Here is a 13,512-nt window from a genome sequence, read left to right on the forward strand (position 1 = left end):
ACATGTCCGACATCCTGCAAAAAATCCTCGAAGTCAAACAAGCCGAAGTTGCCCGTGCCGTGGCGAAGAAACCCTATGCCGCAGTGCGCGCCGAAGCGGAGGCGATGCCGAAACCGCGCGATTTCGTCGGCGCCATTCGCGCCAGGATCGCTGAGGGCAAACCGGCGGTGATCGCCGAGATCAAGAAGGCCAGTCCCTCCAGGGGCGTAATTCGGGAGAACTTCGATCCCGCCGCCATTGCCAGGAGCTATGAAGCCCATGGCGCGGCCTGCCTGTCGGTACTCACCGACGTGCGGTTCTTCCAGGGCAGCAAGAATCACCTGATCGAGGCGCGCGCAGCCTGCCACATCCCGGTGCTGCGCAAAGACTTCATGATAGCCCCGTATCAGATCTGCCGCGCCCGCACCATCGGCGCCGACGCCATCCTGCTGATCGTGGCGGCGCTGGAGCTGCCGCAGATGAAGGAGCTGGAGGCGCTGGCCCACGAATTGGGTATGGCAGTGCTGGTGGAGTCGCACGATGCCGCCGAACTGGAGGCTGCCCTGCAGCTCAAGACCCCGCTGATCGGCATCAACAACCGCAACCTGCACACTTTCGAAACCCGTCTCGAAACCACCCTCGATCTGCTGCCGCGCATTTCCGCCGAGCGCATCGTCATCACCGAAAGCGGCATCCTCAAGCCGGCGGACGTGCAGTTGATGCGCGGCCACGGCGTCAATGCCTTCCTGGTCGGCGAGGCCTTCATGCGCGCCGAAGACCCGGGTGTCGAGCTGGCGAGGCTGTTCGGCTAGTTCCCTTATATGAACCTGGAAAAAGTAGTTTATCCACGGATTAATACGGATGTACACGGATTATCATTGGATTACATAAAGTGTATAGCCCACCCTTCGGGTAGCTAATGGCTTATGCTCAACCATTTGTTTTATCTGTGTTAATCTGTGTTCATCCGTGGATAATAGCGGTTTTTAGGATGAGTTCTTGACGAAGCCCGACAGGCAATCTATATTATTACGGTATTACCGTAATACATGGAGGTACTATGCTGGCTTCAAAAGTAACTACCAAATATCAGGCGACCATTCCGTTGGAGGTACGCGAAAAACTCGGCATCCGGCAAGGGGACATGGTCGCCTTTGAGCTTGAGAATGGGGTGGTGCGCTTGCGACGGGTTGTGCCGCTGGATGTGGAATACGCAAAGGCGCTAGCCGGAACCCTGAGCGAATGGGCTTCGGAGAACGACGAGGAGGCATACCGTGGCCTATAAGAAGTACGATGTCGTCACTGTCCCGTTCCCCTTTACTGATTCCGCAATGCAAAAACGTCGCCCGGCGTTGGTTTTGTCGGATCACGCTACCTTTAATGCAAAGATTGGCCATAGCGTCATGGCGATGATCACCAGCGAAAAGAACGCGCCATGGCCTCTAGATGTCAGGATAGCCGATCTGTCGCAGGCTGGCTTGCCAGCGCCATCCGTCGTGCGTATGAAACTGTTCACGCTCGATCACCGGTTTGTCGTTGCCAAAGTGGGGGTGTTGTCGAACGCCGACAGACTCTTGGTGAATGACACCCTGGATACGCTATTGGCGATTCGCAAATAGTAGTCGTTGCAAAAAAACAACACATTTCCCCGGGGCAATCAAAAACAAGACGTTTTTATCGACTAGCGCTTGGAATCCGAATGGGGTGTAGTGATAATGAAGTTGTCTGTAAAAGACAGGGCTCAATTAAAGAGCCTCGTTGCAAAACCCTACTCTCAAGGAGATCACTACATGAACAAGAAACTTATTGCTTTGGCAGTTGCTGCCGCTCTGGCTCCCGCAGCCGCCATGGCTGACAGCGGCAACGTCAGCATCTACGGTATCCTGGACGCGTCCATTGACGTTACCGACAACGGTGACACTGCTGACGGCACCAAGCAAGGTATCCGCACCCACAAAGTGTCCTCCAACTCTTCCCGTATCGGCTTCAAGGGTAATGAAGATCTGGGCAACGGTCTGGCTGCTGTGTGGCAAATCGAAACCGCCCTGAACGTTGATGGCGGCGCCACCACCGGTGGAACCACCCTGGGCAGCCGCAACACCTTCGTCGGCCTGAGCAGCAAGACTGCCGGTACCGTAATTCTGGGTCGTCATGACACTCCTTACAAACTGGCAACCCGCGGCCTGGACTACTTCACTGACGGCCTGGCCGACAACCGCAACATCATGGGTGGTGGTGGTGCTACCAGCACAACTGCCGGCCCCGTTGCTGGTTCTGCTCTTTCCTTCGATGGTCGCCAGTCCGATGTCGTGGCCTACATCTCCCCCACCTTCAGCGGCTTCCACGCTGCTGTTGCCTATGTGGCCGGCGCTGAGCTCGTGACCACTTCCGGCCAGCAGAAGGGCAATGCTTGGTCTGCCATGGGTATGTACGACAATGGCCCGTTGATGGCGAGCTTGGCCTATGAGCGTCACAAAGTTGGTGACGCCAACACCGGTGACGCTGGCCCGTCTTGGGTAGGCGCCGGTAGCGTTAACCGCAGCGAAAAAGCTTGGAAACTGGGTGTGGGCTACAAGATCATCGATGCGCTCCAAGTGGGTTTCGCCTTTGAGAAGACTTCTGATGATTTGAATGCCGGCACCGAAGTCTTCGGTCACAAAGCTTGGACCCTGGGCGGTAAATACAGCATGGGCAGCAACGACCTGAAACTGGCTTTCACCAAAGCCGGTGACCAGGGTAGCACCAGCGACACCGGTGCCAAGCAGTGGGCGCTGGGTGTGGATCACAATATGAGCAAGCGCACCAAGGTCTATGCCCAGTACGTCAAGCTGAACAACGACAAGAATGCTTTCTATGGCCTGAATGGTGCTGGCGCGACCGGTTCTGTTAGTGCCATTGGCGCGAGCACTCTTGCTGGTGGTGCAGATCCATCAGCTTGGTCCTTCGGTATGCGTCACTCCTTCTAATTTCTCGCCGGCTTAGTCCGGTTTGAAGTGTGAAGATTAAAACGGGCCTCTTCGGAGGCCCGTTTTTTATTGCTTGACCTCGATCTGTCAGGCTCGTAGAGTCAACTTTCTGAACATTGTCTGCTTCCCTATTGCCTTTGAATTCTGTATCTGCTCCAGATCTGTCGGCCGAAGCCGCACGCTGCGTTTCCTGCGGCCTGTGCCTGCCGTATTGCCCCACTTATCGCAAGACGCTGAGCGAGGCGGATTCGCCGCGCGGGCGCATTGCGCTGATGCAGGGCGTGCTGGAGCAGCGTATTCCAGCAAACGAACGGTTTCAGGAACATATCGATTTATGCCTTGCCTGTCGGGCCTGCGAGAACGTCTGTCCGAATAATGTGGGATATGGGCGTTTGATCAACGGAGTGCGGGGCATCGTGGAGAAGTCTCGCCGGCGCAGCGTGTTGCAGCGTCTGGGGCGTCACGTGGTTATGGACGGCGTGGCGACCAGGCCGACCATGCTGCGCCTGGCGGGTGGTGCATTGCGCACTTGGCAGGCTACGGCGGGCAAGGCTGGCTGGTTGACGCGGTTTGGTCTGGTGCGGATCGCGACACGGCTGCCGCCGCTGAAGCCACAGCCAGTCTGGAAAGCGGTTTATCCTGCCGTAGGCAAGGTGCGTGGCGAGGTGGGGTTGTTTCTCGGTTGCGTGGCGCGGGTGGCGGACGTCGAAACGCTTTCGGCTTCGATTTTTGTCCTTAACCGGTTGGGCTATACCGTGCATGTGCCGCCCCGGCAGGGCTGTTGCGGTGCCATGCATGAGGGTCTGGGTGAACCGGAGAAGGTGCGTGCATTTGAGGAGCAGAATCTCCGGGCATTCGCGGGAGTGAATGTGGAGGCCGTGATCTCGACCGCCACCGGTTGCGGCACGGCGTTGAAAAACTATCCGCAGGATTTCGCGGGCAGGGTGCGGGACATCAGCGAATTCCTGGGTGAGGCCGGGGGCTGGGAACAGGCTGGAATTGCGCCGCTGGCAGGAATAGTGGCGGTGCATGAGCCCTGTTTGATGCGAAATGTGCTGCACTGCCAGGACAAGCCCTACGATCTGCTGCGCCGAATTCCTGGAGCGAAGGTTGTGGCACTGGCGGGAAACGACCAGTGCTGCGGTGCGGCAGGGACTTATTTTCTGACTCAGCCGGACATGGCGGCAAGCTTGCTGGCTGATAAAATAGAAGCGGTAAAGGCTGGCGGCGCGCGGATTTTGGCAACTTCCAACTTCGGTTGCGCCATGCATCTGGCGGTTGGCCTGAAGGCGGCAGGAATCGAAATCGAAGTGGTTCACCCAATAACTTTGCTGGCCCGACAAATGGGGTTTGAAAATGATAAAAATAGATGACTTGATCGTGGGGTTCGACAAAGGCTTGCGCACCTTGCTTGCCCCGGCGAGAACCGTACGCCCGATGCCGGGAAAGAGCCTGGCCGAAGCCGAAATGGGCGAGGAAGAGAAACGCCTGGCGGCGGCGTTGATGCGCGTGAACCACAGCGGCGAGATCTGCGCGCAGGCGCTTTACCAGGGGCAGGCGCTGACGGCGCGCCAGCCCGAAATTCAGCAAGCCCTGAAACAGGCTGCCAACGAGGAAACCGAGCATCTGAACTGGTGCGAGAGCCGCATCAATGATCTGGGCGGACGCAAAAGCCTGCTTAACCCCGCCTGGTATGCCGGTTCGCTGGCGATTGGCGCGCTGGCCGGCGCGTTGGGGGATAAATGGAATCTAGGCTTTCTGGCCGAAACGGAGCGGCAGGTGGCTCGCCATCTGGAGGGCCACCTGCAGCGCCTGCCGGCCGGCGATGTAAGAAGTCGTGCGGTTGTCGAACAGATGAAACAGGATGAGGCCAGGCACGCCACCACGGCCCTGGAGCACGGCGGAGCGGAATTGCCTGCGCCGGTGAAGCTGGCGATGAAGCTTTCCGCCAGGGTGATGACGGCTACTACTTTCAGGGTTTAAAGATTCACCGCAGAGGCGCGGAGGCGCAGAGAAATTCGATCTTCTCCGCGCCTCCGCGCCTCTGCGGTGAAAGATTTTACTCTTCCACGATCTCGAAATCGTGCGTCATCTCGGCAGTTTTCCCCAGCATGATCGACGCCGAGCAGTATTTCTCCGCCGACAGCTTGATAGCCTTCTCCACCTGTTCCGGTTTGACGCCCTTGCCGCGTACCGTGAAATGGAAATGCATCTTGGTGAACACCTTGGGTTCCTTGTCGGCGCGCTCCGCTTTGATGGAAACTTCGCAACCGCTGACGGCTTGGCGGCTTTTTTTCAGGATCGCCACGACATCGAAAGCGGTGCAACCGCCGGCGCCGAGCAGCAGCATTTCCATCGGACGCGGCCCGAGGTTGCGTCCGCCGGCATCAGGCGGACCGTCCATCAGAACGGCGTGGTTGCTGTCGGTAATGCCGAGAAAGCTGGCGTCTTCCACCCATTTGACCCGTGCCTGCATGAGATTTCCTTTTTGGTTAACCCGGATGTCTGATGGATTCGCGTGATGATCGCGCAGGATTTTGTTTTGTAGGGGGATTTTGTGAAGGAGTGGCGTAGTTATTCATACGCCCGACAGAACAAAATTTCCATACGGAACAAAAGACCAGCGAGGGCACGTGAATCCATCAGACATCCGGGTTGGTTATTCAGCCGAGAAATTATAGCACTGCGATAGCGACAAACGTTTGACAGAGGCCGCAGTCTTGACATAAAATGCGCGTCTTTCTCTGATACAGCAACCGGAATTTCTGCATGAAAACCTTTTCTGCAAAAGATCACGAAGTAAAACGTGATTGGTACGTGGTGGATGCCACCGACAAAGTTTTGGGCCGTCTGGCCAGCGAGATCGCATCGCGTCTTCGCGGCAAGCACAAGCCCGAATACACGCCGCACGTGGATACCGGCGATTATATCGTGGTGATCAACGTGGACAAGCTGCGCGTCACCGGGAACAAGGCCGAAGGTAAGGTGTACCATCGCCATACCGGCTATCCCGGCGGTATTATCAGCACCACTTTCGCCAAGATGCACGCCCGTTTCCCAGAGCGTCCGCTGGAAAAAGCGGTCAAGGGCATGCTGCCGAAAGGCCCGCTGGGTTACGCCATGTTCCGTAAGCTGAAAGTTTACAAAGGCGCGCAGCACATGCACAGCGCGCAGCAACCCAAAGTACTGGAAATTTAAGGAATTATCATGATCGGCACCTACTACTACGGCACGGGGCGGCGCAAGTCTTCTGTTGCACGCGTGTTTCTGAAGCCAGGCAAAGGCGACATCGTCGTCAACGACAAGCCTGTGGATGTTTTCTTTTCGCGCGAAACCGGCCGCATGGTTGTGCGTCAGCCGCTGGAATTGACCAGCCACCAGGGCACGTTCGACATTATGGTCAACGTCCATGGCGGCGGCGAATCCGGCCAGGCGGGTGCAGTGCGTCACGGCATCACTCGTGCACTGATCGATTACGATGCGGCGCTGAAACCCACCTTGAGTGCCGCAGGTCTGGTGACTCGTGATGCGCGCGAAGTCGAGCGGAAAAAAGTCGGTCTGCGCAAAGCGCGTCGCCGCAAGCAGTTCTCCAAGCGTTAATCGCTGCTGCAATCGCAAAAAAGCCGCCCTATGGCGGCTTTTTTGTTGCCTATCGGTAATTGTTGTCTAGTGGCAACAGGGTTATTATTGTCGGTAAATTCAACATTGGGATATTGATCAATATGGTTAAAGTCGGAATCGTGGGGGGTACGGGATATACCGGGGTGGAATTGCTGCGCCTGCTTGCGCAGCATCCGGAGGTCGAGCTGGTTGCCATCACCTCGCGCAAGGAAGCGGGGATGGCGGTGAGCGACATGTTTCCCAATCTGCGCGGCAGGGTGGGCCTGAAGTTTGTCGACCCGGCCGATGCGCCGCTGAAATCCTGCGACGTGGTGTTTTTTGCAACCCCTAACGGCATCGCCATGCAGGAAACGCGCGAATTGCTCGACGCCGGTGTGCGCGTCATCGATCTGGCGGCGGATTTTCGCATCAAGGACGTGGCGTTGTGGGAAAAGTGGTACGGCATGCAACATACCTGCCCCGACCTGATTGCCGAAGCCGTGTACGGCCTGCCTGAGCTCAACCGCGAGCAAATCAGGAAGGCGCGTCTGATCGCCAACCCCGGTTGTTATCCGACTGCGGCGCAGCTTGGCTTTCTCCCCTTGATCGAGGCGGGCGTGGCGGATCTCGGTCATCTGGTGGCCGATTGCAAGTCGGGGGTGTCTGGTGCGGGTCGCAAAGCCGAGGTGGCAGCCTTGTTCAGCGAGACCGCCGACAATTTCAAGGCTTATGCCGTGGCGGGGCATCGCCATCTGCCGGAGATTCGCCAGGGGCTTACGCTCGTAGCGGGCAAGCCGGTGCAACTGACTTTCGTGCCTCATCTGACGCCGCTGATTCGCGGCATTCACGCCACCCTGTATGTGCGCCTGACGGCTGAAGTGGATTTGCAGGCGCTCTATGAGAAGCGCTATGCCAATGAATATTTCGTCGATGTCCTGCCGACCGGCTCCCATCCGGAAACTCGCTCGGTACGTGGCAGCAATTTCTGCCGCATTGCCGTTCATCAGCCGCAGGGCGCTGATGTCGCCGTGGTGCTGTCTGTCATCGACAACCTGACCAAAGGAGCGGCCGGACAGGCAGTGCAAAATATGAACCTGCTGTTTGACTTGCCTGAAAATAGAGGCCTGGAGCAGATTCCGCTCCTGCCATGAGGCTGGATCGCAGGCTGAAACACCGTTTCGGGATTGCTGCTGCCCCTTTGGCGGTGCGTCGGCATGTGGCGTGGTACTGGCGCTTGCCGCTGATGGTGATTCTGCTGACCGGCGGAATAGCGTTGTCCTGGCTGTTTTACGATGCCGGGTCGCGCTTTGCGGGCCTGGATCGCGGTGCGACAGTGGACGAGTTGCAGCGCTTGCGTGAGAAGCTTGGATCGCTGGAGCGGGAAAACGCCAGCCTGCGTTCAGATGGGGCGCAAAGCGAACGCAAAATGCAGATCGAGCAGGCGACGCAGAATGATCTTGCCAAAACCGTCAAGACGTTGCAGGATGAGAATGCTCAATTGAAGGAGGATTTGACCTTCTTCCGCAAGCAGATGTCCTCCGACAAGAGCGACGGCGATCTCAGCATCTACCGTTTCAAGGTCGAAAACACCATGCCGGGCGAGTACCGCTATCGGTTGTTGCTGTTGCAGGGTGGGCAGAGGGAACGCGAATTTCAGGGAAAAGTGCAGTTTCTGGTCAGTTTTACCCAAGGTGGTGAAAGGCTGGTAATGACGCTTCCTTCCACGAAGGAAGCGGAGGCGCGGGCCTATAATTTGAACTTCAAGTATTACCAGCGTCTGGAGGGAGTCTTTCATGCCGAGCCCAATGCGCAAGTGAAGAAAGTCCAGATACGTGTATTCGAAAACGGTGCTGTTCAGCCGAAGCTGATGCAAACCATCAATTTATCATGAGGATTACTGATGTTTTTCGGAAATAACAAACGCAGCAGACCGCAAAACCGAATTGATTCATTGATTGGTATCGGCACGAAAATTGAGGGCAACGTTTTCTTCAGTGGCGGCTTGCGGGTGGACGGAACCATCAAGGGGAATGTCAGCGAGACGGGTGACCAGCCCTGCACGTTGGTACTGAGCGAGCAGGCTCGAATCGAGGGGGTGATCCGTGTGTCGCACGTGGTGATTAATGGCACCGTGGTGGGTCCGGTGCAGGCGCAAGAATACGTGGAACTGCAATCGAAATCCCGTGTCACAGGTGACGTGTTCTACAAAACCCTGGAGATGCACGTCGGGGCGATTGTAGAAGGAAAATTGGTGCATCAGGAAGGTGCCGCCGAGCAGCCGGGGGAAATTCAGCCGGTTCCGAGTAATTGACTAAATAACTCAACTATAGGATAATTAGTTGTGGCAGTTTTTTAAGGAGATACAGAATGAATGCAGTGACTGAAATGCCCAGCCCGCTGAACTTTACCGACAGCGCAGCAGCCAAGGTGAAGCAGCTGATCGACGAGGAAGGCATTCCGGGTCTGAAGCTGCGCGTGTTCGTCAGCGGCGGCGGTTGCTCCGGCTTCCAGTATGGCTTTACCTTCGATGAGACGACCAACGAGGATGACACCACGGTGGAGAAGAACGGCGTTGCCCTCCTGATCGACCCGATGAGCTTCCAGTATCTGGCGGGCTCCGAGATCGATTACCAGGAAGGGTTGCAGGGTTCGCAGTTCGTGATCAAGAACCCGAACGCCACTACCACCTGCGGTTGCGGCTCGTCTTTTTCAGCGTAAACCGTTCGATCAAAACAAGCGCCTTTCTCGTTTGCCTCCTCTCCCGCTCGCGGGAGAGGATTGAGGAGAGGGAACAGGCAAGACAAATGGGGGCGCAAGCCCCTTTTGTCTTTTCAAGCCGGGTAGATCGCGCCGAGGATGCGCGCGCCTCTCGCTCCCGTCACCTCCGGCAGGTTGCCGGAATTTCCATTAAGTGCCTGCCTGGCAAGCCAGGCAAAGGCAAAAGCTTCCACCCAGTCTGCGTTCACGCCTAAGTCATCGGTTAGTGCGATGCTTCTGTTGGGCAGGGATTGTTTCAGCCTGCGCACCAATGTCCCGTTATGGGCGCCTCCCCCGCACAGGTAGATCTCGCCGGCTTTCCCGCAATGCTCCAGGATGGCAGCGGCAATCCCTTTCACGGTCAGCTCAAGCAGCGTAGCCTGAACATCAGCCGGTGAAAAATCGGGTGACAGGAAATGCTCCAGCCAAGGCAGATTGAACAGATCGCGGCCGGTGCTTTTGGGTGGAGGCGTGGCAAAGAACGGTTCGGTGAGGAGTTGCCGCAGCAATTCTGGGATGGGGTGGCCACTTGCCGCCCATGTGCCATCATTGTCATAGGGCTGGCTCAGGTGCAGGGCGGTCCAGGCATCCAGCAAGAGGTTGCCGGGCCCGCAGTCGAAGCCGAGCACCCCGCCGTGGGGCGGCAGGCTGGTCAGGTTACTGATGCCGCCAATGTTGACGATGACACGGTGGTGTTCCGGATGGCGAAACAATGCAGCATGAAAAGCAGGTACTAGCGGCGCACCCTGCCCGCCGGCAGCGATATCGCGGCTCCTGAAGTCGGCGACCACAGCGATGCCGGTCAGTTCGGCCAGCAACGCCGGATTTGCGAGCTGAATGGTGAATCCGAGGTCGGGGCGGTGGCGCACGGTTTGTCCGTGGCAGCCGATGGCCTTCACCTGTTCGGCCCGGATGTCCGTTTTTCCTAACAATGCCTGGATTGCCGCTGCATAGCAGCGCGACAGTTCGTTTGCCGCCAGAGCCGCACGCTCGAGTTCGTTTGCTCCAGCGCTGTTTAGCGCGAGCAGTTCGACACGCAGTGCTTCGTCAAAAGGGATGAACTGGCTGTGCAGCAGTTTGCAGGTATTGTTTTCGAAAGCAGTCAGAACTGTATCAATACCGTCGAGGCTGGTGCCGGACATTAGCCCGACATAGTATTCCGGGCTGTTGAAAGGCGGGTTCAAAACGGCTGGCCGAAATGATTCCGGAGGGTGTTAGTCGAGCGAAGCCAGATTGGTATTCTTCAGCAGGTTTAGACGCATTGCCAGATTCTCGGCCATCCTGTTGAAATCAGCCTTGTACTGGGTGGCGATGGGGAAAGCGGTCGGCATGGGAATGCTCAAGGGATTGCGCTGTACACCCGCGACGCGGAATTCGTAGTGAAGATGTGGGCCAGTCGCAAGACCGGTCATGCCGACTTGGCCGACGATGTCACCCTGGTTGACTTTGCTGCCTTTGTGCAAACCTTTCGCAAAGGCGGAAAGATGGCCATAAGCCGTGCTGTATTGGCCTTGATGTTGCAGTATGAGCAGGTTGCCATAGCCGCCTTGCTTGCCGACGAAGGCGACGGTACCATCTGCTACCGCTTTCACGCGAGTGCCGGTCGGTGCACCGTAGTCGACGCCTTTATGGGCGCGCCATTCTTTTAGCACCGGGTGGAAGCGGGCCGTGGTGAAACCTGAGGTGACTCGGGAAAACTCCAGGGGGGAGCGCAGGAATGCCTTGCGCAGATTTTTACCCTCCGGCGTGTAGTAGCCGCCACGGCCTTCGCGATCCTGGAAATAAACCGCACGATAGCTCTTGCCGCTATTGATGAACTCTGCCGCAAGCACGCGACCGGTCTTGATCAGCTCGCCCTTGTTGTAGAATGACTCGTAGACGACGGTGACTTTGTCGCCTTTTTGCAGGTCGCTGTGGAAATCGATGTCCGATGAAAAAATATCGGCGATTTGCGTGGCGATATTGTCTGGAATATTGGCGGCATCGGTTGCACCGAACAATGAGCTTTTGATTTCCGCCGATTTCATCATCAGGCGTGCCTCGAGCGGCACCGCATCATCGATGGCCTTGAACCCCCCGGCTTGTTTTTCTACCTTCAGCATGGATTCGCTGCTGCTGATGTACTGTAGGGCGAGGAGATTCCCTTCCGAGTCGGTTTGGGCGCGGACAATTCGACCGGGGATCAGTAGGCGCAGGGATTTTGAGTCCTTTGCGCTCTGCAGGAATCCGGTGATGTCCTCGTCATTAACATTGAGGCGGTCCAGCAGGGCTGAAATCGTATCGCCGCGCTGAATTCTTTCCTCGTGCCAGAAGTTGCCGACGATACTGGAAGGTGTGGCGGCACTGGGAAGTTGCAGGTTTTCAATGACGGTATGGACAGGGATCTGGCGCGTTTGTGTTTCCGGAGCAATACCGAAGGCGGCAACGATGCCGAATAATGGCAGGCTGGAAACAGCTACCAGCCAACGCAGGCTTAATTTTCGTTCTTGCTGAAACAGCTTTTGCGCTAAAATACCGATCTCGTTGTTTTGCATGACTTCCCTGAGCGTTTGACGTAGGCGGGAGCTTACCAGAAGATGGGCGATCAGTGAAGGTCGAATCGATTACATATTGTTTACGCAGGCGGTATAGATGACCCAGGTTAATGAAGCGTTGCAGGTTATAAAAAGAGGGTGTGACGAACTGCTGGTGGAGCAGGAGCTCGTTGAAAAGCTGGCCACGGGCAAGTCGTTGCGCGTCAAGGCGGGGTTCGACCCTACCGCGCCGGATTTGCACCTCGGGCATACCGTTCTGCTTAACAAGTTACGCCAGTTTCAGGAGCTGGGGCACGAGGCGATGTTCCTGATCGGCGATTTCACGGGCATGATCGGCGATCCTACCGGCAAGAATGCGACGCGCAAGCCGTTGACCCGTGACGACGTGATTGAGAACGCACGAACCTACGAGCAGCAGATCTTCAAGATACTCGATCCGGAAAAGACACTGGTGATGTTCAACTCCAGCTGGATGGCCGAAATGACCGCTTCCGATCTGATCGGCTTGGCGGCAAAGCACACCGTGGCGCGGATGCTGGAGCGCGATGATTTTCATAAGCGCTACAGCTCTGGCCAACCCATCTCTATTCATGAGTTCCTTTATCCGCTGATCCAGGGATACGATTCGGTGGCGATGAAGGCGGACGTGGAGCTGGGCGGTACGGACCAGAAATTCAACCTGCTGGTTGGGCGCGAGTTGCAGAAGCATTACGGGCAGCCGCCCCAGGTTGTCTTGACCATGCCGATCCTGGAAGGGTTGGATGGGGTGCAGAAGATGTCCAAGTCGTTGGGCAACTATATAGGGATACATGAACCGCCTAACGAAATGTTCGGCAAGCTGCTGTCGGTGTCGGATGATTTAATGTGGCGCTATATAGAATTGCTTTCGTTTCAGCCCTTGACTCAGGTGTCCAGGTGGAAAACGGAGACGGAGGAGGGGCGCAACCCGCGCGACATCAAGGTGCTGTTCGCCCAGGAGATCGTTACCCGCTTTCACAGCAGGGCGGCAGCGGAAGCTGCCCTGGCGGATTTTGAGGCGCGCTTCAGACAAGGCGCGATGCCGGATGAAATGCCTGAGGTCACGCTCATCGGCGGGGCGGATGGCTTGCCGATCAGCCAGGCCCTTAAGCAGGCGGGGCTCACCGCTAGCACCTCGGACGCATTGCGCATGATCGATCAGGGCGGGGTAAAGCTCGATGGCGAAAAGCTGAGCGATAAGGCGCTCAAGCTAAAAGCCGGCGAAACTGTGGTGGCCCAAGTGGGGAAACGCAAGTTTGCGCGCATCACGGTGAGCTGAACGGATGCCCGCAGTTTGATGCATTTCAAGGGCTTGTGATTTTCTTGTAACAAATCTGTCAAAAGCCCTTGACCAACGCTTCTGGGTCTATATAATGCGCAGCTTCCTGACATAGCGCAGAAGCAAGCGAGATGACGGGAAAGGCGCTAGAAATAAGGGTTTGACGAAAATTTAAAACCCTGTAGAATGCGCCGCTCTCGATAGCGCAAAGCAACGCGGTAGCGAGTAAGGTGAAGCAAAAGAGTTGTTGACGTTTCCTGATAACTCTGTAGAATGCGCACCTCGCTTCAGCAGTACGAAGCACCGCTTCATTAGGATGAAGCACTGTTCTTTAAAAATATACAGCCGATAAGTGTGGGCGCTTGTTACGGGTGAGCAT

16 protein-coding genes are annotated in these 13,512 nt (G+C 56.7%); 13 read left to right on the top strand and 3 right to left on the bottom strand.

Annotation, left to right across the window (positions count from 1 at the left end; genetic code table 11):
• Window positions 1-2: 2 nt before the first annotated feature.
• From trpC to coq7, 6 genes are all read left to right on the top strand, one after another.
• Window positions 3-791 carry an indole-3-glycerol phosphate synthase TrpC gene (gene trpC / locus VMV64_RS02485; RefSeq protein WP_325328366.1) on the top strand — a complete coding sequence of 263 codons (789 nt, stop codon included), beginning with the start codon at window positions 3-5 and terminating at the stop codon, window positions 789-791.
• A gap of 248 nt (window positions 792-1,039) precedes the next feature.
• Window positions 1,040-1,264: an AbrB/MazE/SpoVT family DNA-binding domain-containing protein gene (locus tag VMV64_RS02490; protein WP_325328367.1), complete on the top strand. Its 225-nt coding sequence runs from the start codon at window positions 1,040-1,042 to the stop codon at window positions 1,262-1,264.
• A complete protein-coding gene (locus VMV64_RS02495; RefSeq protein WP_325328368.1) occupies window positions 1,254-1,598 on the top strand; it encodes a type II toxin-antitoxin system PemK/MazF family toxin in 345 nt (114 codons plus the stop codon). The genes VMV64_RS02490 and VMV64_RS02495 overlap by 11 nt, the downstream gene beginning before the upstream one ends.
• 171 nt (window positions 1,599-1,769) lie before the next feature.
• Window positions 1,770-2,945 (top strand): porin, encoded by a 1,176-nt coding sequence (locus VMV64_RS02500; RefSeq protein ID WP_325328369.1) that lies wholly within the window; start codon window positions 1,770-1,772, stop codon window positions 2,943-2,945.
• Window positions 2,946-3,076: 131 nt separating this feature from the next.
• Entirely contained in the window at window positions 3,077-4,318 is a 1,242-nt protein-coding gene (locus VMV64_RS02505) for a (Fe-S)-binding protein (protein ID WP_325328370.1), read from the top strand.
• Complete coding sequence (gene coq7, locus VMV64_RS02510) at window positions 4,302-4,928, top strand: 2-polyprenyl-3-methyl-6-methoxy-1,4-benzoquinone monooxygenase (RefSeq protein ID WP_325328371.1); 627 nt, start codon at window positions 4,302-4,304, stop codon at window positions 4,926-4,928. Before VMV64_RS02505 ends, coq7 begins: the two co-directional genes overlap by 17 nt.
• Window positions 4,929-5,004: 76 nt before the next feature.
• On the opposite strand, the gene VMV64_RS02515 is transcribed toward coq7, so the two are convergent.
• Entirely contained in the window at window positions 5,005-5,421 is a 417-nt protein-coding gene (locus VMV64_RS02515) for an OsmC family protein (RefSeq protein ID WP_325328372.1), read from the bottom strand.
• Window positions 5,422-5,714: 293 nt separating this feature from the next.
• On the opposite strand from VMV64_RS02515, the gene rplM reads away from it, so the two are divergent.
• The 6 genes from rplM (at window position 5,715) to erpA (ending at window position 9,263) form a co-directional block, all read left to right on the top strand.
• Entirely contained in the window at window positions 5,715-6,143 is a 429-nt protein-coding gene (gene rplM, locus VMV64_RS02520; protein ID WP_059417690.1) for a 50S ribosomal protein L13, read from the top strand.
• 9 nt (window positions 6,144-6,152) lie between these two features.
• A complete protein-coding gene (rpsI, locus tag VMV64_RS02525) occupies window positions 6,153-6,545 on the top strand; it encodes a 30S ribosomal protein S9 (protein ID WP_325328373.1) in 393 nt (130 codons plus the stop codon).
• Window positions 6,546-6,667: 122 nt separating this feature from the next.
• The gene (gene argC / locus VMV64_RS02530) at window positions 6,668-7,696 is read left to right on the top strand and encodes an N-acetyl-gamma-glutamyl-phosphate reductase (RefSeq protein ID WP_325328374.1); all 1,029 of its coding nucleotides are present in this window, start codon (window positions 6,668-6,670) and stop codon (window positions 7,694-7,696) included.
• Window positions 7,693-8,436, top strand: coding sequence for a DUF6776 family protein (locus VMV64_RS02535; protein ID WP_325328375.1), 744 nt, complete (start codon window positions 7,693-7,695; stop codon window positions 8,434-8,436). The genes argC and VMV64_RS02535 overlap by 4 nt, the downstream gene beginning before the upstream one ends.
• Window positions 8,437-8,445: 9 nt before the next feature.
• Window positions 8,446-8,856, top strand: coding sequence for a polymer-forming cytoskeletal protein (locus VMV64_RS02540; RefSeq protein ID WP_325328376.1), 411 nt, complete (start codon window positions 8,446-8,448; stop codon window positions 8,854-8,856).
• Window positions 8,857-8,912: 56 nt separating this feature from the next.
• Window positions 8,913-9,263, top strand: coding sequence for an iron-sulfur cluster insertion protein ErpA (gene erpA, locus VMV64_RS02545; protein WP_009207722.1), 351 nt, complete (start codon window positions 8,913-8,915; stop codon window positions 9,261-9,263).
• Between the two features lie 113 nt (window positions 9,264-9,376).
• Here the strand turns inward: erpA and VMV64_RS02550 are convergent, their stop codons facing one another.
• Together VMV64_RS02550 and VMV64_RS02555 are read right to left on the bottom strand one after the other, a co-directional pair.
• Complete coding sequence (locus VMV64_RS02550; RefSeq protein ID WP_325328377.1) at window positions 9,377-10,486, bottom strand: anhydro-N-acetylmuramic acid kinase; 1,110 nt, start codon at window positions 10,484-10,486, stop codon at window positions 9,377-9,379.
• Window positions 10,487-10,516: 30 nt separating this feature from the next.
• Entirely contained in the window at window positions 10,517-11,836 is a 1,320-nt protein-coding gene (locus VMV64_RS02555; protein WP_325328378.1) for an OapA family protein, read from the bottom strand.
• Between the two features lie 97 nt (window positions 11,837-11,933).
• Here VMV64_RS02555 and tyrS point away from each other — a divergent pair, with 97 nt between their 5' ends.
• Complete coding sequence (gene tyrS, locus VMV64_RS02560; protein WP_325328379.1) at window positions 11,934-13,133, top strand: tyrosine--tRNA ligase; 1,200 nt, start codon at window positions 11,934-11,936, stop codon at window positions 13,131-13,133.
• Window positions 13,134-13,512: the final 379 nt, after the last annotated feature.

The sequence above is a fragment of the Sulfuricella sp. genome (genome assembly GCF_035531155.1).
Classification (GTDB): Bacteria; Pseudomonadota; Gammaproteobacteria; order Burkholderiales; family Sulfuricellaceae; genus Sulfuricella.

Excerpts from the sequence above, each read along its gene's own strand:
- rpsI (WP_325328373.1), top strand. The coding sequence starts at position 6,153 with ATGATCGGCACCTACTACTACGGCACGGGGCGGCGCAAGTCTTCTGTT.
- VMV64_RS02515 (WP_325328372.1), bottom strand. The coding sequence starts at position 5,421 with ATGCAGGCACGGGTCAAATGGGTGGAAGACGCCAGCTTTCTCGGCATT.
- argC (WP_325328374.1), top strand. The coding sequence starts at position 6,668 with ATGGTTAAAGTCGGAATCGTGGGGGGTACGGGATATACCGGGGTGGAA.
- coq7 (WP_325328371.1), top strand. The coding sequence starts at position 4,302 with ATGATAAAAATAGATGACTTGATCGTGGGGTTCGACAAAGGCTTGCGC.
- trpC (WP_325328366.1), top strand. The coding sequence starts at position 3 with ATGTCCGACATCCTGCAAAAAATCCTCGAAGTCAAACAAGCCGAAGTT.
- erpA (WP_009207722.1), top strand. The coding sequence starts at position 8,913 with ATGAATGCAGTGACTGAAATGCCCAGCCCGCTGAACTTTACCGACAGC.
- VMV64_RS02555 (WP_325328378.1), bottom strand. The coding sequence starts at position 11,836 with ATGCAAAACAACGAGATCGGTATTTTAGCGCAAAAGCTGTTTCAGCAA.
- tyrS (WP_325328379.1), top strand. The coding sequence starts at position 11,934 with ATGACCCAGGTTAATGAAGCGTTGCAGGTTATAAAAAGAGGGTGTGAC.
- VMV64_RS02535 (WP_325328375.1), top strand. The coding sequence starts at position 7,693 with ATGAGGCTGGATCGCAGGCTGAAACACCGTTTCGGGATTGCTGCTGCC.
- VMV64_RS02540 (WP_325328376.1), top strand. The coding sequence starts at position 8,446 with ATGTTTTTCGGAAATAACAAACGCAGCAGACCGCAAAACCGAATTGAT.
- VMV64_RS02490 (WP_325328367.1), top strand. The coding sequence starts at position 1,040 with ATGCTGGCTTCAAAAGTAACTACCAAATATCAGGCGACCATTCCGTTG.
- rplM (WP_059417690.1), top strand. The coding sequence starts at position 5,715 with ATGAAAACCTTTTCTGCAAAAGATCACGAAGTAAAACGTGATTGGTAC.
- VMV64_RS02500 (WP_325328369.1), top strand. The coding sequence starts at position 1,770 with ATGAACAAGAAACTTATTGCTTTGGCAGTTGCTGCCGCTCTGGCTCCC.